Genomic DNA, 25020 nt, shown 5'->3' on the forward strand with positions numbered 1-25020 from the left:
AATGGCCACAACCGAGCGTCCGACAACGATGTGCGAGGCGTTCCAGCGCACCGCGGCGATCGATCCGGACGCCGTGGCGCTCCGGACCCCCGGCGGAACCCAGACATTGACATGGCGGGAATACGCGGCGCAGGTGCGGCAGGTCGCTGCCGGCCTGGCCGGGTTGGGGGTTCGGCGCGGCGACACGGTTTCGCTGATGATGGCGAACCGGATCGAGTTCTACCCGCTCGAGGTGGGCGCTCAACACGTCGGCGCCACTTCGTTTTCGGTGTATAACACTTTGCCCGCCGAGCAGCTGACCTATGTGTTCGACAACGCGGGCACCAAGGTGGTGATCTGCGAAGAGCAGTATGTCGACCGCATCCGCGCCAGCGGTTCGTCCATCGAGCGCATCGTCTGCGTTGACGGCACGCCGGCGGGCACGCTGTCGGTGGAGGGCCTATACAGCGCCGCGTCCAGCGACTTCGACTTCGAGTCGACGTGGCGTGCGGTGCAACCCGCGGACGTTGTCACGCTGATCTACACCTCCGGTACCACCGGCAACCCCAAGGGTGTGGAGATGACCCACACGAACCTGCTATTCGAGGGCTATGCCATCGACGAGGTGCTCGGGATCCGGTTCGGTGATCGGGTGACGTCGTTCCTGCCGTCGGCCCACATCGCCGACCGGATGAGCGGTCTGTACTTCCAGGAGATGTTTGGCACGCAGGTCACGGTGGTAGCCGACCCGCGCGCAATTGCAGCTGCGCTGCCCGACGTGCGGCCCACCGTCTGGGTTGCGGTGCCTCGCGTATGGGAGAAGCTTAAGGCCGGAATCGAATTCGCGGTCGGCCAGGAGACGGACGAGATGAAGCGGCAGGCGTTGGCGTGGGCGATGTCGGTGGCCGCGAAGCGCGCCGGAGCGCTGCTCGCCGGCGAACCGATGTCGGATGCGGTGGCCGCCGAGTGGGTCAAGGCCGACGAGTTGGTGCTGTCGAAGCTGCGGGAGCGGCTCGGCTTCGGGGATCTCCGGTGGGCGATGTCGGGCGCGGCTCCGGTCCCGAAGGAAACGCTGGCCTTCTTTGCCAGCATCGGCCTTCAGATCGGTGAGGTGTGGGGAATGTCGGAGCTCAGCGCCGCCGCCACCGTGAGCCATCCTGGCGACGCGCGCCCGGGCAGCGTCGGCAAATTGCTCCCTGGTCTGGAAGGCAAGATCGCCGAGGACGGCGAGTTTTTGGTGCGCGGCCCGCTGGTGATGAGGGGTTATCGCAAGGAACCCGCCAAGACCGCGGAGGCGATCGATTCCGACGGTTGGCTGCACACCGGCGATATCTTCGACATCGACTCCGAAGGCTACCTGCGAGTGGTGGATCGCAAGAAGGAGTTGATCATTAACGCGGCCGGAAAGAACATGTCACCGGCCAACATTGAGAACACCGTCCTGGCCGCGTGCCCCATGGTCGGCGTCGTGATCGCGATCGGCGACGGGCGGCCGTACAACACCGCACTGATGGTTTTCGACGCGGACTCGGTCGGCCCGTATGCGGCCGAGCGCGGCCTGCCGGACGCCTCACCCGCGGCCCTGGCGGCTGACCCGGACGTGATCGCACGGATTGCCGCCGGTGTGGCCGAGGGCAACGCCAAACTGTCGCGGGTCGAGCAAATCAAGCGGTTCCGCGTTTTGCCCACCTTGTGGGAGCCGGGCGGTGACGAGATAACCCTGACGATGAAACTCAAGCGCCGTCCGATCGCCATGAAGTATTCCGCGGAGATCGAACAGCTCTACGCGAATGAGCCGGGTCCGGAGATCCATGAGCCCGCTGCCGCGCCATCGGTACAACCGGCGTGACGGGGGACAGCCGGTGACTGCACGGGATGTTGGCCGCATCGGGCTGCGAAAGGTGCTGCAGCGCACCGGCATTGTTGCTGAGTCGACGACGCCACTGGCGACTGATCCGGCCGAGGTTACCCAGTTGCTGGGCGCCCCATGGTATGACGACCGGCTGTGTGCGCTGGCCGACGAGTTCGGGCGCGACCCGGACAGCGTGCGCGCCGAGGCCGCGGGCTACCTGCGGGAGATGGCCGCCTCACTGGACGAGCGAGCGGTTGAGGCGTGGCGCGGCTTCAGCCGTTGGCTCATGCGGGCCTACGACGTCCTGGTCGACGAGGACCAGATCACGTCCCTGCGCAAGCTGGATCGCAAAGCGACCCTGGCATTCGCCTTTTCGCATCGCTCCTACTTGGATGGCATGCTGCTGCCCGAGGCGATCCTGGCCAACCGGCTCTCGCCGGCGCTGACCTTCGGCGGGGCGAACCTGAACTTCTTTCCAATGGGCGCTTGGGCCAAACGTACCGGGGCGATCTTCATTCGACGTCAGACCAAAGATATTCCCGTGTACCGCTTCGTATTACGTGCCTACGCCGCGCAGTTGGTGCAAAACCACATGAACCTCACCTGGTCGATCGAAGGGGGCAGGACCAGGACCGGCAAGCTGCGTCCACCGGTGTTCGGGATCCTGCGGTACATCACCGATGCGGTCGACGAAATCGACGGTCCCGAAGTGTATTTGGTGCCGACCTCGATCGTGTACGACCAGTTGCATGAGGTGGAGGCCATGACCACCGAGGCTTATGGCGCGGTGAAGCGGCCCGAAGACCTGCGGTTCCTGATCCGGCTGGCGCGCCAGCAGGGTGAGCGACTCGGCCGCGCCTACCTCGACTTCGGCGAGCCGCTGCCGCTGCGCAAGCGCCTCGAGGAGATGCGCGCCGACAGGTCGGGGATCGGTACCGAGATCGAACGCATCGCGTTGGACGTCGAGCACCGGATCAACCGCGCTACACCGGTAACTCCTACTGCCGTGGTGAGTTTGGCGCTGCTGGGCGCGGACCGCTCGTTGTCCATCAGTGAGGTCCTGGCGACGGTCCGCCCGTTGGCCAGCTACATCGCGGCCCGCAACTGGGCGGTGGCCGGCGTGGCCGATCTGACGAATCGGTCGACGATCCGGTGGACCTTGCACGAGATGGTCGCCTCCGGCGTGGTGAGCGTCTACGACGCAGGCACCGAAGCCGTCTGGGGTATCGGCGAGGACCAGCACCTGGTCGCGGCGTTCTACCGCAACACCGCGATCCATATCTTGGTCGACCGGGCCATCGCGGAGATGGCGTTGCTGGCGGCCACCGAGGTCGCTGAGGTCGCTGGGGTCTCCGGGAACGCCGAGACCGCTGGGGTCGCCGCGACCTCCGCGACCTCCGAGAACTCCGTGAGCGGCTGGGTTTCACCGGCGACCGTGCGTGACGAGGCGTTGAGCTTGCGCGAGTTGCTGAAGTTCGAGTTCTTGTTCTCCGGCCGGGCGCAGTTCGAGAAGGACCTCGTCGACGAGGTGCTTCTCATTGGGCCGGTGGCCGACACCACCAAGCCCGCGGCCGCAGCCGATGTGCGGCGGCTGCTGGAATCGGCTGACGTGCTGCTGGCTCACCTGGTGCTGCGGCCGTTCCTCGATGCGTACCACATCGTCGCCGACCGGCTGGCCGCCCACGAGGACGACGTTTTCGACGAGGATGTGTTCCTCGCCGAGTGTCTGCAGGTCGGCAAGCAGTGGGAGCTGCAGCGCAGAATCGCCAGTGCCGAGTCGAGGTCGATGGAGCTGTTCAAGACCGCACTGCGGCTGGCTCGACATCGGGAGCTGGTCGACGTTGCCGATTCTGCGGACATCGCCAAACGCCGACAGCAGTTCGCCGACGAGATCGCTACGGCGACAAGACGGGTCAACACACTCGCAGAACTGGCCCGGAGGCGATGAGCGGGGCGTTTCTAGTTCTGCGCCGCGAGTCGTCCATCACGAACGGGTCAAACGGTGGACGCGCAATCGCGCCGGGCATAGGCTGAACGTGATCTAGATCACTTGCCAGCAACGGAGGAGGCGGGACTATGGTCGCGACCACGACGCACTTCCCGAAGCAAAAGGCGCCCTGCGGGCACATGGTTGACGGCGACCACCACGTCGAGCGCGACGACGAGGGCCTCACCTATGACGACTTGAGGTACTCCTGCGGGTGCCGCGAAATCCGGCATTTCTACCACGACGGATCCATGCGGCTACGCACGATTCGACACAATGGAAAAGTGTTGCGGGACGAGCACAGCGGCGATCACGAAGCGTAAGCCACCGCGATGACCGCCACGCACAACATCGTGGTGATCGGGGGTGGCGGCGCGGGTCTGCGCGCCGCAATAGCGATAGCCGAAACGAATCCGCACCTCAGCGTGGCGATCGTCTCCAAGGTGTACCCGATGCGCAGCCACACCGTCTCGGCAGAGGGTGGTGCTGCAGCGGTCGTGGGTGACGACGACAGCCTCGACGAACATGCGCACGACACCGTGTCCGGTGGCGACTGGCTGTGCGACCAAGACGCGGTCGAGGCCTTCGTGGCCGAGGCGCCGAAAGAGTTGTTTCAGCTCGAGCACTGGGGTTGCCCCTGGAGCCGCAAGCCTGATGGGCACATTGCCGTTCGCCCATTCGGCGGAATGAAGAAACTCCGTACCTGGTTTGCCGCGGACAAGACGGGATTTCACCTGCTGCACACCTTGTTTCAGCGTACGCTCGCATACCCCGACATCGTGCGCTATGACGAGTGGTTCGCGACCACGTTGCTGGTCGATGACGGCAGGGTATGCGGTCTGGTCGCCATCGAGCTGGTGAGCGGGCGCATCGAAACGATTCTCGCCGACGCGGTGATCCTGTGCACCGGCGGATGCGGGCGGGTGTTTCCGTTTACCACCAACGCGAACATCAAGACCGGCGATGGAATGGCGCTCGCGTACCGGGCGGGCGCCCCGCTGAAAGATATGGAATTCGTCCAATACCACCCCACCGGACTGCCGTTCACCGGGATCTTGATCACCGAGGCCGCACGAGCTGAAGGCGGCTGGCTGCTCAACAAGGACGGCTACCGCTATCTGCAGGACTACGACCTCGGCAGGCCCACGCCCGAGCCCAAGCTGCGCAGCATGGAGCTCGGGCCGAGGGATCGTGTGTCCCAGGCGTTCGTGCACGAGCACGAGAAGGGAAGGACGGTCGACACCCCGTACGGACCTGTCGTCTACCTCGACATCCGGCACCTCGGCGCCCGCGTGATCAACGAGAAGTTGCCCTTCATCCGTGAGCTGTGCCGCGACTACCAGCACATCGACCCGGTGAACGAACTTATCCCCGTGCAACCCGTAGTGCACTACATGATGGGAGGCGTCCACACCGATATCGATGGCGCCGCAACGCTTCCGGGGCTATACGCCGCGGGCGAAACAGCATGCGTGAGTATCAATGGCGCCAACCGACTGGGCTCGAACTCGCTGCCGGAGCTGCTGGTATTCGGTGCTCGAGCGGGCCGCGCTGCCGCGGATTACGCAGTGCAACTTGGAAAGACGGACCGCGGCCCGTCGTCCGCGGTGCGGGCTCAGGCACGCACTGAGGAGTTGCGGCTGGAACGCGAGCTCAGTCGCCATGCTGCGGGAGGCGAACGAATCGCGGACATTCGGGCGGATATGCAAGCGACGTTGGAAACCGCCGCGGGAATTTACCGGGACGGTCCCACCCTGACCAAAGCGGCCGACCAGATTCGAGTGCTGCAGGAACGATTCGCCAAGGCTGGCATCGACGATCACAGCCACACGTTCAATACCGAGCTGACTGCGTTACTCGAGTTGTCGGGGATGCTCGACATTGCACAGACGATCGTCGAATCTGGTTTGCGCCGCGAAGAATCCCGTGGTGCGCATCAACGAACCGACTTTCCGAACCGCGACGACGAGCATTTCCTGGCGCACACACTGGTTCATCGAGAATCCGACGGAACAGCGCGAGTCGGCTACCTTCCGGTCACGATCACGCGCTGGCCCCCGAGCGAACGCGTGTATGGGAGGTAGGGATGGCGGACCGAATCGTCATGGAGGTATCCAGGTATCGGCCCGAGACCGAGTCGGAGCCGGTCTTTGAGGCCTACGAGGTTCCCCTCACCCGCGAGTGGGCGGTCCTCGATGGTCTGAACTACATCAAGGATCACCTCGACGGAACGCTAACCTTCCGCTGGTCGTGCCGCATGGGTATCTGCGGCAGCAGTGGCGTGACCATCAATGGCGACCCAAAACTGGCGTGCGCGACGTTCCTTGCCGACTACCTGCCCGGACCGGTACGAGTGGAGCCGATGCGAAACTTCCCGGTCATCCGCGATCTCGTCGTCGATATCAGTGACTTCATGGCCAAGCTACCGAGCGTCAAGCCCTGGATCATCCGGGACGATGAGCGCTCCGTCGAGGATGGCGAATACCGGCAGACCCCGGCCGAATTGGACGAATTTAAGCAGTTCAGCATGTGTATCAACTGCATGCTGTGCTACTCGGCATGCCCGGTCTATGCGCTGGACCCCGACTTCCTCGGTCCCGCGGCCATCGCGCTGGGGCAGCGCTACAACCTGGACTCGCGCGACGAGGGCGCGCCGGATCGCCGGGACGTGCTCGCCGCGGCCGACGGCGCGTGGGCGTGCACCCTGGTGGGCGAATGCTCGACGGCGTGTCCAAAAGGCGTCGATCCGGCCGGCGCGATCCAGCGCTACAAGCTGACCGCGGCAACGCACTCACTGAAGAAGCTCCTGTTCCCGCGGGGGGCCCAATGACCACCTATCGTCAGCCGGTCGACCGGTATTGGTGGGCCAAACGGCGGTCCTACCTGTGGTTCATGCTGCGCGAGAAGAGCTGCGTGTTCGTGGCCTGGTCCGTGCTGTATCTGGTGCTGCTGGTGCGCGCCGTCGGAGCGGGTGCAGATACCTACCAACGATTCCTGGACTTCAGCGCCCATCCGCTCGTGGTTGCGCTCAACATCGTCGCGTTGATTTTCCTACTGCTGCACGCAATTACCTGGTTCGGTCTGGCGCCTCGTGCGATGGTCATTCATATTCGGCGCCGCCGCGTTCCTGCCCGCGCGGTCCTTGCGGGGCACTACGCGGCATGGTTGGTGGTGTCGGTGGCCGTTGCCTGGATGGTCATTTCATGAATGGCGCGACGCCGGATCGAAGGGCTCGCCGTCCGTCAGCAGAGCCTTTCCTGTGGCTGCTGTTCAGCGCGGGGGGCATGGCGACCGCCCTCGCTGTGCCCGCCCTGTTGTTCCTATTTGGATTGGCGTTTCCGCTTGGGTGGCTCGCTGCGCCGGACCACGCCCACCTGCTGACGATGGTGCGCAATCCGATTATCAAGCTTGGTTTGCTGGGCCTTGTGGTGTTGGCCCTGTTCCACGCGGCACACCGGTTCCGGTTCGTGCTCGAACACGGGCTGCAACTGGGCCGGTTCGACCGGGTGATCGCCATGTGTTGTTACGGCACGGCCGTGTTGGGGTCGGCGGCCGCGGGTTCGGTATTGCTGACCGCGTGAGGCCGTTGGCCGGGCGCTTCGGTCACCGACACGGTACGGTACTGGCCGGTACTGCCACGGCGGCTCTATGGTAGGCGCTGTGACCCAGATAGCGGATCGCCCCACTGGACCCTCACCCTGGTCGCCGCGCGAGACCGAGTTGCTTGCGGTCACGTTGCGGCTGCTACAGGAGCACGGCTATGACCGGTTGACGGTGGACGCCGTTGCGGCGAGTGCCCGCGCCAGCAAGGCGACGGTGTATCGGCGCTGGCCATCGAAGGCGGAACTGGTGCTGGCCGCGTTCATTGAAGGCATCCGCCAGGTCGCGGTGCCGCCAGATACCGGCACGCTGCGCGACGATTTGCTGCAACTGGGGGAGCTGATCTGCCACCAGGCGTGCCAGCACGCCAGCACCATCCGCGCGGTGCTCGTCGAAGTGTCGCGCAATCCCGCTCTCAACGACGTCTTGCAGCATCAGTTCCTCGACCAGCGGAAAGCCCTGATCCAGTACATCCTGCAGCAGGCCGTCGACCGCGGTGAGATCTCCGGCGCGGCCGTCAACTACGAACTCTGGGACCTGTTGCCTGGCTACCTCATCTTCCGGTCCATCATCCCCAACCGGCCCCCCAATCACGACACGGTGCAAGCCCTTGTCGATGACGTGATACTCCCCAGCCTCACCCGATCTGCCGGCTAAAGCGCGGGTGCGAACGGGTGGGCAACCCGTGTCTTGTAGCGTCCGGTCCCGTACCGTACTGTTAAAACCGCAGATCCCCGCTGCAAGCATGGAGCGTTGTCCATGTCCGAGCAATCGCGTCGCCGGTTATCGAAAGGCTAACGGGTGAATGGGATTTCGGTGACTGGTCTGGTCAAACGCGGCTGGATGGTGTTGGTGGCCGTGGCGGTGATCGCGGTCGCGGGATCTAGCGTCTATCGGCTGCATGGCATCTTCGGTTCGCATAATGACACGTCGACTGCGGGTGGCATCGCGAATGAGATCAAGCCTTTCAACCCCAAGCGAGTAACCCTCGAGGTCTTTGGCGCGCCCGGGACCGTGGCAACGATCAACTATCTGGACGTCAATGCTGCGCCGCAGCAAGTCCTCGATACCACCCTGCCGTGGTCGTACACGATAACGACGACACAACCCGCGGTCTTCGCCAACGTTGTCGCGCAAGGCGACAGCAGTTCCATCGGCTGCCGTATCACCGTCAACGGGGTGGTCAAGGACGAAAGGATTGTCAACGAAGTGAGTGCCTATACGTTCTGCCTCGACAAATCCTCATGAGTAACCATCAGGTGCGGCGGCCGTTGGTGCCGCACACCATCCGACGGCTTTCGCTGCCGATCCTGCTGTTCTGGGTGGCCCTGGCCGCCATAACCAATATTGCCGTACCGCAATTGGAGGTGGTCGGGGAAGCGCACAACGTCGCACAGAGTTCCCCGGACGCACCGTCGCTGCAGGCGATGAAACGCATCGGCAAAGTGTTCCGCGAGTTCGATTCCGACAGTGCGGCGATGATTGTCCTGGAAGGCGATGAACCCCTGGGCGACGATGCCCACCGGTTCTATGACACCCTGATCCGCAATCTCTCCAACGACACCAAGCATGTCCAGCACGTTCAGGACTTCTGGGGCGATCCGCTGACGGCGGCGGGCGCACAGAGCACCGACGGCAAAGCCGCCTACGTTCAGGTCTATCTTGCCGGCAATCAAGGCGAGGCTAGATCGATCGCGTCCGTTGACGCGGTGCGCGACATTGTGACTCACACGCCACCACCGGCTGGGGTCAAGGCCTATGTCACCGGCGCGGCGCCGCTCATCACCGATCAGTTTCAAGTGGGCAGCCAAGGAACCGCGAAAGTCACCGGGATAACTCTCCTGGTGATCGCGGTGATGTTGCTTTTCGTCTACCGTTCGATCGTCACCATGATCCTCGTGCTCGTCACGGTTCTTATCGAGTTGGCGGCGGCCCGGGGAATCGTCGCCTTCCTCGGAAACTATGGGATTATCGGGCTCTCGACGTATGCGACCAATCTGCTGACGCTACTGGTCATCGCCGCCGGTACGGACTACGCGATCTTTGTCCTCGGCCGCTATCACGAGGCGCGCCACGCTGGACAGGATCGGGAAACGGCCTTCTACACAATGTTTCGCGGGACCGCCCACGTCGTCTTGGGTTCGGGCCTGACCGTTGCCGGAGCGGTGTATTGCCTGAGCTTTACCCGGCTGCCCTACTTTGAAAGCCTGGGCGTTCCCGCCTCGATCGGCGTCGTTGTTGCCCTGGCGGCAGCGCTGAGCCTGGCCCCGGCCGTTCTCACCATGGGTAGCCATTTCGGTCTCTTCGAACCCAAGCGCACGATGAGGACTAGGGGATGGCGGCGCATCGGCACGGCCATCGTGCGTTGGCCCGGCCCAATTCTTGCGGTGACGTGCGCAGTCGCATTCGTTGGTCTGCTCGCGCTGCCGGGATACCAGACCAGTTACGATGCCCGCGACTACATGCCCGCTACCGCCCCGGCCAATATCGGCTACGCGGCCGCGGAGCGGCATTTCTCTCAGGCGCGGCTGAATCCCGAACTGCTGATGATCGAGACCGATCACGATATGCGGAATCCGGCCGACATGCTCATCCTGGACCGGGTCGCCAAGGCCGTCTTCCACCTCCCCGGTATCGCCTTGGTGCAGGCCATGACCCGGCCCTTAGGAACCCCGATCGACCACAGCTCGATACCGTTTCAGATCAGTATGCAAAGCGTCGGCCAGATTCAGAATCTGAAATACCAGAGGGACCGCGCAGCCGATTTGCTGAAGCAGGCCGCGGAGCTGGGGAAGACGATCGCCATTCTGCAACGTCAGTATGCCCTACAGCAGGAGCTGGCGGCCGCTACTCACGGCCAGGCAGAAAGCTTTCACCAAACGATCGCTACGGCAAATGAATTGCGAGACAGGATCGCCACCTTCGATGACTTCTTCAGACCGATTCGTAGTTACTTCTACTGGGAAAAGCACTGCTACGACATCCCGAGCTGTTGGGCGCTGAGATCGGTCTTCGACACCATCGACGGTATCGATCAGCTCGGCGAGCAGCTGGCGAGTGTGACCGCAACCCTGGATAGGTTGGATGCGATCCAGCCGCAACTGGTGGCGCTGATACCGGAACAGATCGCCAGCCAAGAGATCAATCGGGAGCTGGCGCTGGCAAACTACGCCACCATGTCGGGGATCTACGCGCAGACGGCGGCCTTGATTGAAAACGCGGCCGCGATGGGACAAGCATTCGATACCGCCAAGAACGACGATTCCTTTTACCTGCCTCCGGAGGCTTTCGACAATCCCGATTTCCAGCGTGGCATGAAATTGTTCCTGTCGCCGGACGGTAAGGCCGCTCGCATGATCATCTCCCATGAGGGCGATCCCGCGACCCCCGAAGGCATCTCGCATATCGACTCGATCAAGAGGGCAGCTCACGAGGCCGTCAAGGGAACTCCCATGGCGGACGCCAAGCTCTATATTTCCGGCACCGCCGCGACCTTCAAGGACATTCAAGACGGCGCCAAGTACGACCTTTTGATCGCCGGAATTTCCGCGCTCAGCCTGATCTTGCTGATCATGATGATCATCACGCGAAGCCTGGTTGCAGCGCTCGTTATTGTGGGTACGGTAGCGCTGTCGTTAGGCGCTTCTTTCGGCCTGTCCGTGCTGGTTTGGCAGCACATTTTCGGTATCCAGCTGTACTGGATCGTGCTTGCGTTGGCGGTCATCCTGCTCTTGGCTGTGGGATCGGACTACAACCTGCTCCTGATTTCTCGATTCAAGGAGGAAATCGGCGCCGGATTGAAGACCGGCATTATCCGTGCGATGGCCGGCACCGGCGGGGTGGTCACCGCTGCCGGCTTGGTGTTCGCCGCCACGATGTCCTCGTTCGTATTCAGTGATCTGCGGGTGCTCGGCCAGATCGGGACCACCATCGGTCTCGGGCTGCTTTTCGACACGCTGATCGTGCGTGCGTTCATGACGCCGTCCGTCGCAACGCTACTCGGGCGCTGGTTCTGGTGGCCGCAACCAGTGCGCCCGCGGCCTGCCAGCAAGATGCTTCGGGCGTATGGACCACGTCCTTTGGTTCGTGACCTGCTGCAGCAGCGACCGGAGGGCTAAACCGCCCCTACAGTGCCCCTAAAGTGGTGACATGCCGCTTTCAGGGGAATATGCGCCCAGCCCACTGGACTGGTCGCGCGAGCAAGCCGACAAGTATATGGAGTCCGGCGGAACCGACGGTACGGTTCTGCAGGGAAAGCCAGTTATCCTGCTGACCACCGTCGGGGCCAAGACCGGCAAACTCCGCAAGACGCCGTTGATGCGAGTCGAGCACAACGGCGAGTACGCAATCGTCGCATCGCTGGGTGGGGCGCCGAAGAACCCGGTCTGGTACTACAACGTCGCGAAGAACCCGCGGGTCGAGCTGCAGGACGGCACCGTCACCGGCGACTACGACGCCCGCGAGGTGTTTGGCGACGAGAAGGCCATGTGGTGGAAGCGCGCCGTGCAGGTCTGGCCGGACTATGCCGCCTACCAGACCAAGACGGACCGCCAGATTCCGGTGTTCGTGCTGAGCCCGGTGCCCGCGGGCAGGTAGGCGAGCGGATGGGAGGGCGTGGCACCATTAACCGGTGTCCGCCGAACTGAGCCAGACCCCCAGCAGCTCATCGCTGCCGTTACTTTCCGCGGCAGACATCGACCGTGCCGCCAACCGGATCGCCCCGGTGGTCACGCCCACCCCGTTGCAACCCAGCGATCGGTTGTCGGCGATCACTGGCGCCACGGTCTACCTCAAACGCGAAGACCTGCAGACGGTGCGCTCCTACAAGTTGCGCGGGGCCTACAACCTCTTGGTGCAGTTGTCCGACGAGGAACTGGCCGCCGGCGTGGTGTGTTCCTCGGCGGGCAACCACGCGCAGGGCTTCGCCTACGCGTGTCGCTCACTGGGGGTGCACGGTCGGGTCTACGTGCCCGCGAAAACACCCAAGCAGAAGCTTGACCGGATCCGCTACCACGGTGGAGAGTTCATTGAGTTGATCGTGGGCGGATCGACCTACGATCTCGCCGCTGCGGCGGCGCTTCAGGACGTCGAACGCACCGGCGCCACGCTGGTGCCGCCGTTTGACGATCTGCGTACCATCGCCGGCCAGGGCACGATTGCCGTCGAGGTGCTTGGCCAGCTCGACGACGAGCCGGACCTGGTGGTGGTCCCGGTGGGCGGCGGCGGCTGCATTGCCGGCATCACCACCTACCTGGTCGAGCGGACGGCGAACACGGCGGTGCTGGGTGTCGAGCCGGCTGGTGCCGCCGCCATGATGGCCGCGCTGGCGGCCGGCGAGCCGGTCATGTTGGACCACGTCGACCAGTTCGTTGATGGCGCCGCGGTGAATCGGGCGGGCACGCTGACCTATGCCGCACTGGCCGCAGCCGGAGACATGGTGTCGATCACCGCCGTCGACGAGGGTGCGGTGTGCACCGCGATGCTCGATCTGTATCAGAACGAGGGCATCATCGCCGAACCCGCGGGTGCGCTGTCGGTCGCCGGCCTGTTGGAAGCCGACGTCGAGCCCGGGTCGACCGTGGTGTGCCTGATTTCGGGCGGCAACAACGACGTGTCCCGTTACGGGGAGGTATTGGAACGCTCGCTGGTCCACCTGGGCCTCAAGCACTACTTCCTGGTCGACTTCCCCCAGGAGCCCGGTGCGCTGCGCCGATTCCTCGATGATGTGCTCGGACCCAACGACGACATCACCATGTTCGAGTACGTCAAACGCAATAACCGGGAGACCGGCGAGGCGCTGGTGGGTATCGAGCTGGGATCGGCAGCGGATTTCGATGGCCTGCTGGCCCGGATGCGGGCGACCGAGATTCACATCGAAGCCCTTGAGCCCGGTTCACCGGCATACCGCTACCTGTTGTAGTGGCGCCTGCGGGCATTCGGCCGTGAGCGTCCCAAGTTGTACGGGTTTCACGGCGTGTCGGCGTACAGACATGCGCGCTCGGCCGGTTCGCACAGGTATGACGGCAGCGGCGCGGTGGGATCGAGGTCCTCATCCGGCTCCGGTGGTCCGGCCATCAGTCTGAGCGGCACGACGCCGGCCCAATGCGGCAGCGTGCGGTCTGCTGGATCGTCGACCGCACCGCCGCTGCGAATCTTGGCCGAGACTTCGACGAGGTCAAGGGCGAGCACCGCGGTGGCGGCAAGCTCGCGTGCGTTCGGGGTCCGGCAGTCCGCAGCGCGTCCGGATCGGATGTGCTCGAGCAGCGCATGCAGAGCCCGTAGCTTTTCGGCCTGATCCGCGACGACACGTGCCGCACCCACCACGACCACCGAGCGGTAGTTCAGGGAATGGTGCATTGCCGCCCGGGCCAGCACCAGCCCGTCCACCAGGGTCGCCGTGACGCAGACCGGCAGGCCCGACGGCGCCGCCTTGGCTGCCAGCATTGGGCCGCTGCCACTGGAGCCGTGCAGATACAGGGTTTCGTCGAGGCGAGCGTGCGTTGTCGGCAACACCACTGGCTTACCAGCGCTGATGTAGCCCAGGTGGCAGATTAGCGCCTCGTCGAGGATGCGATGCACGATTTTGCGGTCGTAGCGAGCGCGTTCCCGATAGCGGGTGGGCGTGGTTCGTGGTGTGGGGCGGTACGCGGTGTCCAACGGATTGCCTTCGAATATTGTACTAATTCATAATAATTTCTGTGCCAGTACAACACATCTTAGCGGGGTCGGGTGCCGCGGCAATAGCCGCCAGCGTGGAGGACGCCATCTCGCGGGGTGCCCTGGCGCCCGGCGATGCGCTGCCGCCGGTCCGCGAACTCGCCGCCCAGCTCGGGGTGAACGCCAATACCGCCGCCGCGGCCTATCGCCTGCTGCGCGATCGTGGGGCGGTCGAAACCGCGGGACGGCGCGGTACCCGAGTGCGGGACCGGCCGGCGACCACGCCTCGGTCCCTGCTCGGGCTTGACGTCCCCGCAGGTGTGCGCGACCTGTCGACCGGCAATCCGGACCCTGCGCTGCTACCCACCGCAGACGCGCGATCTCCGCAATCCGGTTCTCGCCCAACACCGCTGCTGTATGGGCAGCCGGCAATGTCGCCAGAGCTGGTCGCATACACCCGCGCCGCGCTGAGGGTGGATGGCGTCCCGGCCGATCACGTCGCGGTGACCAGCGGGGCGCTGGATGGTATCGAGCGCGCGCTCGTCGCTAACCTGCGTCCGGGTGACCGGGTGGCCGTCGAAGATCCGGGCTGGGCTAACCTGCTTGATCTTCTTGCGGCGCTGGGACTTTCGGTTGAGTCGTTGCGGGTCGACGATGACGGGCCGCTGGTTTCCGACCTCGCCCGAACGTTGGACCGCGGTGTGCGGGCAGTCGTCGTTACCACTCGTGCGCAGAACCCGACCGGCGCGGCGCTAACCGCCGATCGCGCCGCGGCGCTACGCAGCTTATTGGCCGGCCGGGCCGAGGACCTGCTGCTCGTCGAGGACGACCACTGCGCCGGTATCGCCGGCGCGCCGCTACACCCGCTGGCGGGCTCGACCAACCGCTGGGCTTTCGTGCGGTCCGCATCAAAGGCGTACGGCCCCGACCTGCGGCTCGCCGTCCTCGTCGGAGATCAGCGCACCGTCGAGCGGGTGCACGGACGTCTTCGGCTCGGGCCGGGTTGGGTGAGCCACCTATTGCAAGATCTCGCGGTCAGTATGTGGTCCGATGAGGCGTCGACGCGCCTCATCCGCAGGGCCGAGGAGCGTTACACGGACAACCGCGCGCGACTACGCGCTGCGTTGGCCGCGCGCGGCGTCACCGCGTACGGCCGATCCGGGCTGAACGTATGGGTGCCCGTATCCGATGAGACGGTCGCGATCACCCGACTGCTCAACGCGGGCTGGGCCGCGGCTCCGGGAACACGGTTCCGGATTCACACCTCGCCGGGGATGCGCATCACCATCGCGGACCTGACGACCGACGAGACCGATTCACTGGCTGACGCGGTCGCCGAGGCGGTGCACGGCGCCGGTCGTCGGAGCGTCTAAGGCGGAGCGAGCGATGAGCAGTGCACGTCTAAAGTGGCTCATCATTGGCGCAACAGATCCACTGCCCGCAGTATCGCGAACGAGTGGGCAGGAAGCTCAGTGCTTCTATCACCGATGATCGGCGAATCCCAGGCCAGCATCAGCTCACCGCTGACCGGGACACTTGTCGCCTCGGTGCCGAGGTTGCAGGCGATGATCAGCCGGCCGCGGCGCATCACGACCCAGCGTTGCTCTTCGTCGTAGTCGACAACCAGGTGGTCCAGCCAGGGGTCAGCCAGGTCGGCCTCGGTGCGCCGCACGGCGATCAGATCGCGGTAAAGGCGGTGCAACCTGGCGTGTTCGCCGGAGTCCGGTTCGCCCCAGTCCAGCTTGGAGCGCAGGAATGTCCGCGGGTCTTGCGGGTCGGGAATGTCATCGGCGTCCCAACCGTGTTCGGCAAACTCCGCTCTGCGCCCCTCGGCGGTGGCGAGTGCGAGTTCGGGTTCTGGATGTGAGCTGAAGAACTGAAACGGGCTCGACGCCCCCCACTCCTCGCCCATGAAAAGCATTGCGGTATAGGGTGACCCGAGGGCCAGCGCGGCTTTGATCGCCAACTGGCCGCCGGTCAGATTCTGGGACGGACGGTCTCCGAGGGCGCGGTTGCCGACCTGGTCGTGGGTGCAGGTATAGGCAAGCAGTCTGCTGGCCGGGATCCTGGAAGTGTCCAACGGACGCCCGTGCCGCCGTCCCCGGAACGACGAATACGTGCCAGCGTGGAAGTAGCCGTTGCGCATCGTGTGGGCGAGAGTGGCCAGCGAGCCGAAGTCCGCATAGTAGCCTTGGCGCTCGCCGGATACCGCGGTGTGGATGGCGTGGTGGATGTCGTCATTCCATTGCGCGGTGATCCCGTAGCCGCCTTCCTCGGGCGGGGCGATCAACCGCGGGTCGTTGAGGTCGCTTTCGGCGATCAGCGACAACGGACGGCCCAACTGCCTCGACAGCCAGCGGGTCTCGTCGGCGAGTTCCTCGAGGATGTGGATGGCGGTAGTGTCCACCAGCGCGTGCACGGCGTCCAGCCGCAAGCCGTCGACGTGGAAGTCGCGCATCCAGCGCAGCGCACAGCCGATGATGTAGCGGCGCACCTCGTCGGAGCCGGCGTCGGCGATGTTGATGCCTTCCCCCCACGGATTGCTGGCCGAGGACAAGTACGGGCCGAACCGCGGCAAGTAATTCCCCGACGGACCGAGATGGTTGAACACCGCGTCGATCAACACACCCAAACCGCGAGTGTGGCATGCGTCGACGAGCCGGATCAGGCCGTCGGGACCGCCGTAGGGTTCGTGCACGCTGTACCACAGCACACCGTCATATCCCCAGCCGTGGGTTCCGGCAAAGGAATTGACCGGCATCAGCTCGACGAATTCGATGCCGAGATCGACCAGGTAGTCCAGCTTTTCGATAGCGGAGTCGAAAGTTCCTGCCGCAGTGAAGGTACCGACGTGCAGCTCGTAGATCACCGCGCCCTCGACCGACCGCCCGGGCCAGTCGGCGTCGGTCCAGGCCGCATCATGCGCCCCGGGCGGCTCCCACAGCTGGGAGCGTGCGTGTACCCCGTCGGGTTGCCGGGCTGATTGCGGGTCGGGAAGCACGGTGGGGTCATCGTCGAGCAGGTATCCGTAGCGGGCATCCGCCCGTGCCGCCACGGTCGTGTGCCACCATCCGTCGTCGGAGCGGGTCATCGCATGTACTGCGCCGTCGACGTCGAGGTGGACCAGCGTGGGTTTGGGTGCCCACACCCGGAATTCAGGCATCGCCGCGCACCAGCAGCACCACGGGCAGATTCGCGAACAGTTCGCCGGCCGGCGTCTGCCCGCTGGCCGCGGATCCGGTCAGGGTATCCGTCCAACAGCCGTTGGGTAGCGGCAGCACGGTGTCGCCCCAACCGGTTTGCTGGAGCCGGACCGTCCAGCGGGTCACCGCCACGAGGACGTCGTCACCGCGGCGGAAAGCAACGATATGATCGGCGGCCGGGCCGGTTGCCAGCACCGGTTGATATTCGCCGAGGAAGCAGTCCGGACGGGCGCGCCGCAGTCGAAGCGCCGCGGAAACCACTCGAATTTTAGGGTGCTGCAACGCGTTGAGCGCGGCACGCCGAGCGGCGAAGTCGACGGGACGGCGGTTGTCCGGGTCGACCAGGCTATCGTCGAATAGCTCGCTGCCCTGGTAGACGTCGGGTACGCCGGGCACCGTCAACGCGAGCAACTTCTGAGCGAGCGCGTCACTTTCGGCGTGCGAATTGAGGTGCGCCACGAGTCCGGTGAGCTCTGATGCCAGCGGACCGTCGAGCACCAGATCAAGCCAGCGGTGCACGTCGTCCTCGAACGCTTGGTTCGGGTTGTACCACGAGGTGTGCCATGCCGCTTCCCTGATCGCCTTCTCAGCGTAGGAGTGCAGCCGGCCGCGCAGCGGGGCGCTGAGCTCTGCGCTCACTGGCCACACCCCGAAGACGTTCTGCCACAAAAAATGTCCGGTCGCGGCATCAGGCGCGGGTGCAATGGTTTGGGCGCGGGTGACGAACTTCGCCCACAACGACGGCACTTGGGAGAGCACGCCGATGCGGGCACGCACGTCCTCGCTGCGTTTGGTGTCGTGGGTGGACACCGTGGTCATCGTTTGTGGCCACAACCGGGCACGTGCGGCGGCGCTGTGATGGAACTCCGCGGCGCCGACAGCAAACCGGCGCGGTTCGCCTCCCACCTCATTGAGCGACACCAGCCGGGCATCGCGGTAGAACATGCAGTCCTCGACGGCCTTGGCCGTCACCGCGCCGCACAGTTGCTGTAGACGCACGGCCGGTTCGCCGCCGCGGGCCAGGGCAGCGGCAATCACCTGCAGAGCGGGCGCCAATTGTGGTGTCGCCGTCTGGGTTTCAGCTAACGCCTTGGGCAGGACCGCGGCCTGGCCGGGGTAATCGCAGCGATAGACACCGATGTGGCTGAGCAGTGCTGCCACCGCGGCGGGCAACAACGGATGATCGGCACCGGCCGCCGCGGCGATGCACCGCCGCAATCGACGAAGTTCGCAGGCTAATGTGTCGACAGCCGCTTGGATCTTGAGGTCGGCCAACATCGCCGGCATCTCGTGATAGTCCATACCGGCGGATTCGACCAGCACTGTCAGCGCTGCCTCCCCTTGGGGGTCGATCAGTATGCCGCCTACTTCGCGCAGCACGTCGTAGCCGGTGGTGCCGGCCACCGGCAGGGCGGGATCCAACGCCTCGTCGACAGCGAGGATCTTTTCCACCACGATCCAAGCGTTCGGGCCGAGCAATTCGCGCAGCCGGGCCAAATAACCGCAGGGATCGGATAATCCATCGGGGTGGTCGATCCGCACGCCGTCGACGAGTCCCTCGGCGAACCAGCGAGCGACTTCGGCGTGGCTGGCGTCGAACACCGCGCGATCTTCCTGTCGCAGCCCCGCCAGTGAGGTGATCGAGAAGAAGCGGCGATAGCCGCACAGTCCGCTCCGCCAGCCGACCAGCCGATAGTGTTGGCGGGCGTGTATCTCGGGGCCGGTGCCCTGGTCGGTGCCGGGCGCGATCGGCAGCGCCAGATCGCCCAGCCGCAGTAGGTGGCCGTCGGCGCTGAGGTTGGCGACGTCGTCGTCAGAACCTAACAGCGGCAGGATGATCCGACCATCACCGAGCTCCCAGTCGATATCGAAGAACTCGGCATACGCCGAGGACCGGCCGAACTTCAACACATCCCACCACCACGGGTTCTGTTCGGGTCGGTCGATCCCGACGTGGTTGGGCACAATGTCGACAATCAGGCCCATGCCGCGCGCACGCGCCGCCGCGGAAAGCCGCGCCAGGCCGTCCGGGCCGCCCAGCTCGGGTGACACCTTCGTCGGGTCGGTGACGTCGTATCCGTGGGTCGACCCGGCGACCGCGGTCAGGATGGGGGACAGGTACAGATGCGATACGCCAAGATCGTCGAGGTAGTTCAGCAGGTTCTCGGCGTCGGCGAAGGTGAACCCGAATCCGCTCGACGGACCACGCATCTGCAACCGGTAGCTGGATACAACCGGAAAAGTCATGTGTCACAGAGTCTTACGTAAGACTAGAAGTGAGCGGGCGGCCCGTGAAATGTTGTCAGCGGCCGCCACCGTCAGGTCGGTGTCACCGACGGGATTGTTGGTATCCAGCTCTGCGGTCCACTGCTGCGCATAGTCGTCGTTCGGCATCACGAATTCCACGTCGTGGTCGTGCGCGTTGAAGCACAACAGGAATGAATCGTCTACGACCCGTTCGCCGCGGGCGTTCGGTGAGATGATGGCTTCGCCGTTGAGGAACACCGTCACGCACTTGTCGAACCCCCGGCCCCAATCCTCGTGTGTCATCTCCCGGCCGCTCGGCGTCAGCCAGGCGATATCGCGCACTTCGTCGCCACTTCGGATCGGTTCACCCTCGAAGAACCGGCGCCGGCGAAACACGGGATGCTTCTTGCGCAAGCTGGTCGCCTTGCGGGCAAAAGCCAGCAGATCGGCATTCTTGTCCACCAATGACCAATCCATCCAGGACAGTTCGGAATCCTGGCAGTAGACGTTGTTGTTGCCCTGCTGCGTGCGGCCGATCTCGTCGCCATGCGCAAGCATCGGCGTGCCCTGGCTGACCATTAGCGTGGCCCAGATGTTGCGCATCTGCCGGGCACGCAGCGCCAGGATGTCGGGGTCGTCGGTGGGGCCCTCGACGCCGCAGTTCCAGGACCGGTTGTAGCTTTCCCCGTCACGGTTGTCTTCGCCATTGGCCTCGTTGTGCTTCTCGTTGTACGAAACCAGATCGGTGAGTGTGAATCCGTCGTGGGCGGTGACGAAATTGATACTGGCACTGGGCCGGCGGCCGGTTGCTTCGTAGAGGTCCGATGAGCCGGTGAGCCGGGAGGCGAACTCGCCGAGGGTGGCCGGCTCGCCTCGCCAGTAGTCGCGCACGGTGTCGCGGTACTTGCCGTTCCACTCCGTCCACAGTCCCGGGAAATTGCCGACCTGATATCCGCCCTCGCCGACATCCCATGGTTCGGCGATCAGCTTTACCTGACTGACCACCGGATCCTGTTGCACCAGATCGAAGAACGCCGACAGGCGGTCGACGTCGTAGAACTCGCGGGCCAGGGTTGATGCCAGATCAAACCGGAACCCGTCGACGTGCATTTCGGTCACCCAGTACCGGAGCGAGTCCATGATCAGCTGCAGGGTGTGCGGGTGGCGGGCATTGAGGCTGTTGCCGGTGCCGGTGAAGTCCTTGTAGAACCTCAAGTCCTCGTCCACCAGCCGGTAGTAGGCGGTGTTGTCGATGCCGCGAAAGTTGATCGTCGGGCCCAGGTGGTTGCCCTCGGCGGTGTGGTTGTAGACGACGTCGAGGATGACCTCGATGCCGGCTTCATGCAGGCTGCGCACCATCGTTTTGAACTCGGCCACCGCGCTACCGGCTTGCCGGGTGGATGCGTATTGATTGTGCGGGGCGAAGAATCCGAAGGTGTTGTAACCCCAGTAGTTTCGCAAGCCGAGGTCCAGCAGCCGCGAGTCGTGCAGGAACTGGTGCACCGGCATCAATTCAAGGGCGGTGACATTGAGCTCCTTGAGGTAGTCAATGATCACCGGGTGGGCCAGCCCGGCATAGGTGCCGCGGAGTTCGGGCGGGACACCGGGATGGGTCTGCGTCATGCCTTTCACATGCGCTTCGTAGATCACGGTCTCGTTGTAGGGCGTGAGCGGTGCCCGGTCGGTCGCCCAGTCGAAGAACGGGTTGATCACGACGCTGGTCATGGTGTGGCCGAGCGAGTCGACCATCGGGGGAGTGCCGGTGTTGCCCGAGTCACCGTTTGCGTCGACCGCGCCCAGGTCATAGGAGAAGAGCGCCTGGCCGAAGGTGAAATCGCCGTCGAACGACTTGCCGTACGGGTCGAGCAGCAGCTTGCTGGGGTCACAGCGATGGCCGGCCGCGGGGTCGAACGGTCCGTGGACCCGAAACCCGTAGCGCTGGCCGGGGGTGATGTTCGGTAGATAGGCGTGCCAGACATACCCGTCCACCTCGTCGAGGGAGATCCGCGACTCGGCGCCGTCGTCGGCGATCAGGCACAGCTCAACCTTCTCGGCGATCTCGGAGAAGAGCGAGAAGTTGGTGCCGGCTCCGTCGTAGGTAGCCCCGAGCGGATAGGCGCTGCCCGGCCACACGGTGGGCAGGGTGGGCCCGGTCTCGCCGGAGGCCTCGGCGTTGTTCGACGGCATCACACGACTGTATCCAGGTGCCCGGCGGGTGCGGGCGTCACCACCAACCGGTGTTCGCCGCGATCTGCCGGCCGAGCTCGCTGGTCATCGTCCGCATGTAGGTGGGGGTCAGATGATGACTGTCGCGGTAGACCAGAACGTTTCCCTCGACCGCGCGGCAATCGTCGGGGCGGCATATGGCGTCGGACATATCGAGTGGCTTCAGCAGCGGGAACTGCGCGAGGAAGTCGAGGGTGGGATTCCGATCCGCCAGAACCTTGGAACGCGGGAGTCCGCAGGATTGCGGGTTGCCCCCCTTGGCCAGGCAGTCCGCCGGGGTAAACGGTTGGCCGTCTTTGACCAGCCATGGGGTATCCCGCATCGCCAGGACGGGAATGTCGTTGTCGGCGAACGTTTGCCAGATCCCGATGTAGGTTGCCGGCATCACGTCGCCGGGTTTGATGTTCCACGGTCGGGTCGAGGTCGTGAACACGTAGTCGGGGTGGTCGGCGACCAGCTTGTCCATCGTCGATTGCACCCAGTCGCGACACTGCGGATATGGGGCGTTGTTGCCCATGATCAGCGGGACTTCCTCGGTCGACAACGGGCAACCCATTTTGAGGTACGTCACCACCTTGAAGTGGTGCATGCGACCGAGCAGATCCAGTGCGGTGAGCCAATGTTCGGCGTGCGAACCCCCGGCCAGTGCGATGGTCCGGGGCGCGTCCGCGTCGCCGTAGGTGCAGTTGACCAGTGCCGGGTTGACGAAGTCGCTGATGCAGCCGTCCTGGGTGGAGACCGGCAGGTCGTCTTTGACTTCCAGGACGGTTGGCCGCATCCGCAGCTTGGGCACCCGGACGTGGTCGGTCAGAGCACGCGCACCGGGATAGTCGCGGGAACTCAACCCGCTCAGCTCTTTGCCTGCGGCGCGCTGGACGATGACGTGCTCGCGCCAAGTGAACGAGGTTGCGGTTAGGGCGACCCCAAGCAGCGCCACCACCGATCCCAGCGCAATCGTCGGCCGGCGCAGGCGCATTCGCCAGGGAATCGACCAGACCACGGTCGGCGATGTCGCGCCGGCGGGTGCCCGATATCGCAATGGGTCCTCGACCAGCCGGGTGGTCAGGTATGCCAGCAGCCCGGATACCAGCAGCACTGCCGTGCCTTCGACAAAGTTGGCGTGCCGGTGGCCGGTGTAGGAAAGCCAGAAGATGAGCAGCGGCCAATGCCACAGGTACAAGGAATAGGCCATTGCGCCCAGCGCGACCAGGGGGCCAGTGGCTAACAGACGATTGGGCAACGGCATCCGGTTGCGGGTACTGGGCTGGCCCTGCCGGTTGGCCCCGGCAAGGATCATCAGCAGCGTGGCTGCGACGGGTACCAGCGCCCACGGACCCGGAAATTCCTTGACGCCGTCGATCAGCGCGCCGCACGACACTATCGCCGCCAGTGAGACGGTGGCCACGGCGGTGCGCAGCCACATCGGCCACCGCACATAGGGCACCAGCGCACCGACCAGCACCCCGGCCAGCAACTCCCATGCGCGCGCGAAACTGTTGTAGTAGGCGGTCGCCTGGTAAGCCTGATGCGCAACGATCGCGTAGACGAACGAGGCCACCGTCAGCCCGCTCAGCAGCACCACGAACATGGTCCGCAGGTGCGGTGCCCGCGGGCCCCGAAACAGACCGCGCAGCAGGTAGGCGCACCCGGCAACCAGCAGCAGGAAGGCGAGATAGAACTGCCCCTGCACCGACATCGACCAGATGTGCTGCAAGGGGCTAACCGCTTCACCGGCCCGCAGATAGTTGGACACCGTGCCAGCCAGTTCCCAATTCTGGTAATACCCCAGGCTCGCCAGGCTCTGGTTAGCGAACGCCTCCCACCGAGTCTGCGGTTGCACGAGGATGGTGAGCAGTGCGCAGCCGGCGAGGACGACGACCAGCGCCGGGAGTAGCCGGCGGACCAGTCGGATCACTTCGGCTACCGGTGAGAGTGACAGATCCGGGTTGAGGGCAGCGCGAAGTATCTTTCCGCCGAAGAAGAACCCGGACAGCGCCAGGAACACGTCGACACCGCCGGAAACCCGGCCAAACCACACGTGGAAGACCGCCACCAGCGCGATCGCAACGCCGCGCAAGCCGTCGAGATCGTGCCGGTAATAACCCGTCGTACGCGTCCCCATGGTGATCGGAGCGAGCGGCTCCGCAGTGGTGGCCGATGGAGGAGGAGGTAACAGCGACAGCATGATCGACTGCTAATTTACCCAACCCGCCACCTGAATTTCTCGCTGAGCAGCGGGGAGCAAGGTGGCGGGCGTTCGGGAGGGGCAGAGATCAACCGGGAAAGTTACCGCCTGGTACCGATGGAACCCGGTTGCAATGGTGCCTGCTGGACCGGTGCCTGCTGGACCGGTGCCTGCTGTACTGGTGCCTGCTGTACTGGTGCCTGCTGTACTGGTGCCTGCTGTACTGGTGCCTGCTGTACTGGTGCCTGCTGTACTGGTGCCTGCTGGACCGGTGCCCGTGGTATCGGTCCTTGCTGCACTGGTGCCTGCTGTACTGGTGCCTGCTGTACTGGTGCCTGCTGGACCGGTGCCTGCTGCAATGGCGCCGGCTGGGTCCCGAGAGGCTGGGTCCCGAGAACCCGGACCAGGTAGGGCATCATGTCGCGGCCGCGCACGGGCGAGACTTGGACGGCATCGCCCACCTCCAGCATCTTGTCGTTCCCGAGGTACATCGCGACGCTTTGTGTCCCTTCGGGACCGTAGAAGATCAGGTCTCCCTTGCGTGCCTGCTGCGGCGGCACCTTCTGGCCGACCTTGTACATCTCGCCCGAGGAGCGTGGCAGCTTGATCCCGGCGGCGCCGTAGGCGTATTGGATCAGGCCCGACGCGTCGAAACCGACGGTGTAGATTCCCGTACCTTTCCCGCGACTCGGGCCGGTGATACCGCCGCCGGCCCAGGAGAACGGCACGCCGAGCTGGGACATGCCGCGCGCGATCACGGCGTCGGTCACCTGCCGGTAATCGATCGGGCGCGCGGCCGGGTCTGCGGCCGCAAGACCGGGTGCGGCCACCATCGGGGCGAGCATCATTCCCAGACCGATCGCGAAGGCGTAGATGCGTTTCATTTGGGTTCCAACCTTCCTGACCGTGCTGTATTCACACCAGTCACTACAGCCACTTTGGCAACAGAAGTGAGTCAGGGCCAGATCCACCAGGGTTTTTTTGTCGTAACGTGACCAGACGGTGACTGCCCACCTAATCCGGTGTGCGCAGTTGTGATTTCAGTCTCACCGGGACCCGCCGGCCCGCACCGGCGGGGCGACGT

General features: G+C 64.6%; 19 protein-coding genes. 13 read left to right on the forward strand and 6 right to left on the reverse strand.

From position 1 onward, the window contains the following. Nucleotide 1 precedes the first annotated feature (1 nt). The 12 genes from fadD11 (at nt 2) to ilvA (ending at nt 13338) form a co-directional block, all read left to right on the forward strand. A complete protein-coding gene (fadD11, locus tag AADZ55_RS10375; RefSeq protein ID WP_085324726.1) occupies nt 2-1828 on the forward strand; it encodes a fatty acid--CoA ligase FadD11 in 1827 nt (608 codons plus the stop codon). 13 nt (nt 1829-1841) lie between these two features. Further along, nucleotides 1842-3779 (forward strand): lysophospholipid acyltransferase, encoded by a 1938-nt coding sequence (locus AADZ55_RS10380; protein ID WP_085324830.1) that lies wholly within the window; start codon nt 1842-1844, stop codon nt 3777-3779. Nucleotides 3780-3907: 128 nt separating this feature from the next. Further along, nucleotides 3908-4141 carry a hypothetical protein gene (locus AADZ55_RS10385; protein ID WP_242670072.1) on the forward strand — a complete coding sequence of 78 codons (234 nt, stop codon included), beginning with the start codon at nt 3908-3910 and terminating at the stop codon, nt 4139-4141. A 9-nt stretch (nt 4142-4150) separates the two neighbouring features. Further along, complete coding sequence (gene frdA, locus AADZ55_RS10390) at nt 4151-5902, forward strand: fumarate reductase (quinol) flavoprotein subunit (RefSeq protein ID WP_085324727.1); 1752 nt, start codon at nt 4151-4153, stop codon at nt 5900-5902. Between the two features lie 2 nt (nt 5903-5904). Beyond that, a complete protein-coding gene (sdhB, locus tag AADZ55_RS10395) occupies nt 5905-6648 on the forward strand; it encodes a succinate dehydrogenase iron-sulfur subunit (RefSeq protein ID WP_085324728.1) in 744 nt (247 codons plus the stop codon). After that, nucleotides 6645-7025 carry a fumarate reductase subunit C gene (locus AADZ55_RS10400; protein WP_085324729.1) on the forward strand — a complete coding sequence of 127 codons (381 nt, stop codon included), beginning with the start codon at nt 6645-6647 and terminating at the stop codon, nt 7023-7025. The genes sdhB and AADZ55_RS10400 overlap by 4 nt, the downstream gene beginning before the upstream one ends. Then, nucleotides 7022-7399, forward strand: coding sequence for a fumarate reductase subunit FrdD (frdD, locus tag AADZ55_RS10405; protein WP_085324730.1), 378 nt, complete (start codon nt 7022-7024; stop codon nt 7397-7399). The genes AADZ55_RS10400 and frdD overlap by 4 nt, the downstream gene beginning before the upstream one ends. Before the next feature lie 67 nt (nt 7400-7466). Then, nucleotides 7467-8075, forward strand: a complete 609-nt coding sequence (locus AADZ55_RS10410) for a TetR/AcrR family transcriptional regulator (RefSeq protein ID WP_085324731.1) — start codon at nt 7467-7469, stop codon at nt 8073-8075. A gap of 159 nt (nt 8076-8234) precedes the next feature. Beyond that, a complete protein-coding gene (locus AADZ55_RS10415) occupies nt 8235-8666 on the forward strand; it encodes an MmpS family transport accessory protein (protein ID WP_423202375.1) in 432 nt (143 codons plus the stop codon). Next, a complete protein-coding gene (locus AADZ55_RS10420; RefSeq protein ID WP_085324733.1) occupies nt 8663-11536 on the forward strand; it encodes an RND family transporter in 2874 nt (957 codons plus the stop codon). Before AADZ55_RS10415 ends, AADZ55_RS10420 begins: the two co-directional genes overlap by 4 nt. Nucleotides 11537-11567: 31 nt before the next feature. Then, nucleotides 11568-12014, forward strand: coding sequence for a nitroreductase family deazaflavin-dependent oxidoreductase (locus AADZ55_RS10425; RefSeq protein WP_085324734.1), 447 nt, complete (start codon nt 11568-11570; stop codon nt 12012-12014). Nucleotides 12015-12048: 34 nt separating this feature from the next. Then, nucleotides 12049-13338: a threonine ammonia-lyase gene (gene ilvA, locus AADZ55_RS10430; RefSeq protein ID WP_085324735.1), complete on the forward strand. Its 1290-nt coding sequence runs from the start codon at nt 12049-12051 to the stop codon at nt 13336-13338. Between the two features lie 47 nt (nt 13339-13385). Here the strand turns inward: ilvA and AADZ55_RS10435 are convergent, their stop codons facing one another. Continuing rightward, nucleotides 13386-14075: a pyridoxamine 5'-phosphate oxidase family protein gene (locus AADZ55_RS10435; protein ID WP_085324736.1), complete on the reverse strand. Its 690-nt coding sequence runs from the start codon at nt 14073-14075 to the stop codon at nt 13386-13388. Between the two features lie 41 nt (nt 14076-14116). On the opposite strand from AADZ55_RS10435, the gene AADZ55_RS10440 reads away from it, so the two are divergent. After that, nucleotides 14117-15448: an aminotransferase class I/II-fold pyridoxal phosphate-dependent enzyme gene (locus tag AADZ55_RS10440; RefSeq protein WP_085324737.1), complete on the forward strand. Its 1332-nt coding sequence runs from the start codon at nt 14117-14119 to the stop codon at nt 15446-15448. Between the two features lie 41 nt (nt 15449-15489). Here the strand turns inward: AADZ55_RS10440 and treZ are convergent, their stop codons facing one another. The 5 genes from treZ to ripD all read right to left on the reverse strand — a co-directional run bounded on the left by treZ (nt 15490) and on the right by ripD (nt 24820). Next, nucleotides 15490-17238 (reverse strand): malto-oligosyltrehalose trehalohydrolase, encoded by a 1749-nt coding sequence (gene treZ, locus AADZ55_RS10445; RefSeq protein ID WP_085324738.1) that lies wholly within the window; start codon nt 17236-17238, stop codon nt 15490-15492. Continuing rightward, nucleotides 17231-19525, reverse strand: coding sequence for a malto-oligosyltrehalose synthase (gene treY / locus AADZ55_RS10450; protein WP_085324739.1), 2295 nt, complete (start codon nt 19523-19525; stop codon nt 17231-17233). Before treY ends, treZ begins: the two co-directional genes overlap by 8 nt. 3 nt (nt 19526-19528) lie before the next feature. Continuing rightward, nucleotides 19529-21712, reverse strand: coding sequence for a glycogen debranching protein GlgX (gene glgX, locus AADZ55_RS10455; RefSeq protein WP_085324740.1), 2184 nt, complete (start codon nt 21710-21712; stop codon nt 19529-19531). Nucleotides 21713-21749: 37 nt separating this feature from the next. Further along, nucleotides 21750-23936, reverse strand: a complete 2187-nt coding sequence (locus AADZ55_RS10460; RefSeq protein WP_085324741.1) for an acyltransferase family protein — start codon at nt 23934-23936, stop codon at nt 21750-21752. A 101-nt stretch (nt 23937-24037) separates the two neighbouring features. After that, nucleotides 24038-24820, reverse strand: coding sequence for an NlpC/P60 family peptidoglycan-binding protein RipD (ripD, locus tag AADZ55_RS10465; protein ID WP_341286290.1), 783 nt, complete (start codon nt 24818-24820; stop codon nt 24038-24040). Between the last annotated feature and the right edge of the window lie 200 nt (nt 24821-25020).

It is taken from the genome of Mycobacterium decipiens, from assembly GCF_963853665.1.
Classification (GTDB): domain Bacteria; phylum Actinomycetota; class Actinomycetes; order Mycobacteriales; family Mycobacteriaceae; genus Mycobacterium; species Mycobacterium decipiens.

Excerpts from the sequence above, each read along its gene's own strand:
- fadD11 (WP_085324726.1), top strand. The coding sequence starts at position 2 with ATGGCCACAACCGAGCGTCCGACAACGATGTGCGAGGCGTTCCAGCGC.
- AADZ55_RS10385 (WP_242670072.1), top strand. The coding sequence starts at position 3,908 with ATGGTCGCGACCACGACGCACTTCCCGAAGCAAAAGGCGCCCTGCGGG.
- frdA (WP_085324727.1), top strand. The coding sequence starts at position 4,151 with ATGACCGCCACGCACAACATCGTGGTGATCGGGGGTGGCGGCGCGGGT.
- sdhB (WP_085324728.1), top strand. The coding sequence starts at position 5,905 with ATGGCGGACCGAATCGTCATGGAGGTATCCAGGTATCGGCCCGAGACC.
- AADZ55_RS10400 (WP_085324729.1), top strand. The coding sequence starts at position 6,645 with ATGACCACCTATCGTCAGCCGGTCGACCGGTATTGGTGGGCCAAACGG.
- frdD (WP_085324730.1), top strand. The coding sequence starts at position 7,022 with ATGAATGGCGCGACGCCGGATCGAAGGGCTCGCCGTCCGTCAGCAGAG.
- AADZ55_RS10410 (WP_085324731.1), top strand. The coding sequence starts at position 7,467 with ATGGTAGGCGCTGTGACCCAGATAGCGGATCGCCCCACTGGACCCTCA.
- AADZ55_RS10420 (WP_085324733.1), top strand. The coding sequence starts at position 8,663 with ATGAGTAACCATCAGGTGCGGCGGCCGTTGGTGCCGCACACCATCCGA.
- AADZ55_RS10425 (WP_085324734.1), top strand. The coding sequence starts at position 11,568 with ATGCCGCTTTCAGGGGAATATGCGCCCAGCCCACTGGACTGGTCGCGC.
- treZ (WP_085324738.1), bottom strand. The coding sequence starts at position 17,238 with ATGCCTGAATTCCGGGTGTGGGCACCCAAACCCACGCTGGTCCACCTC.
- treY (WP_085324739.1), bottom strand. The coding sequence starts at position 19,525 with ATGACTTTTCCGGTTGTATCCAGCTACCGGTTGCAGATGCGTGGTCCG.
- glgX (WP_085324740.1), bottom strand. The coding sequence starts at position 21,712 with ATGCCGTCGAACAACGCCGAGGCCTCCGGCGAGACCGGGCCCACCCTG.
- AADZ55_RS10460 (WP_085324741.1), bottom strand. The coding sequence starts at position 23,936 with ATGCTGTCGCTGTTACCTCCTCCTCCATCGGCCACCACTGCGGAGCCG.
- ripD (WP_341286290.1), bottom strand. The coding sequence starts at position 24,820 with ATGAAACGCATCTACGCCTTCGCGATCGGTCTGGGAATGATGCTCGCC.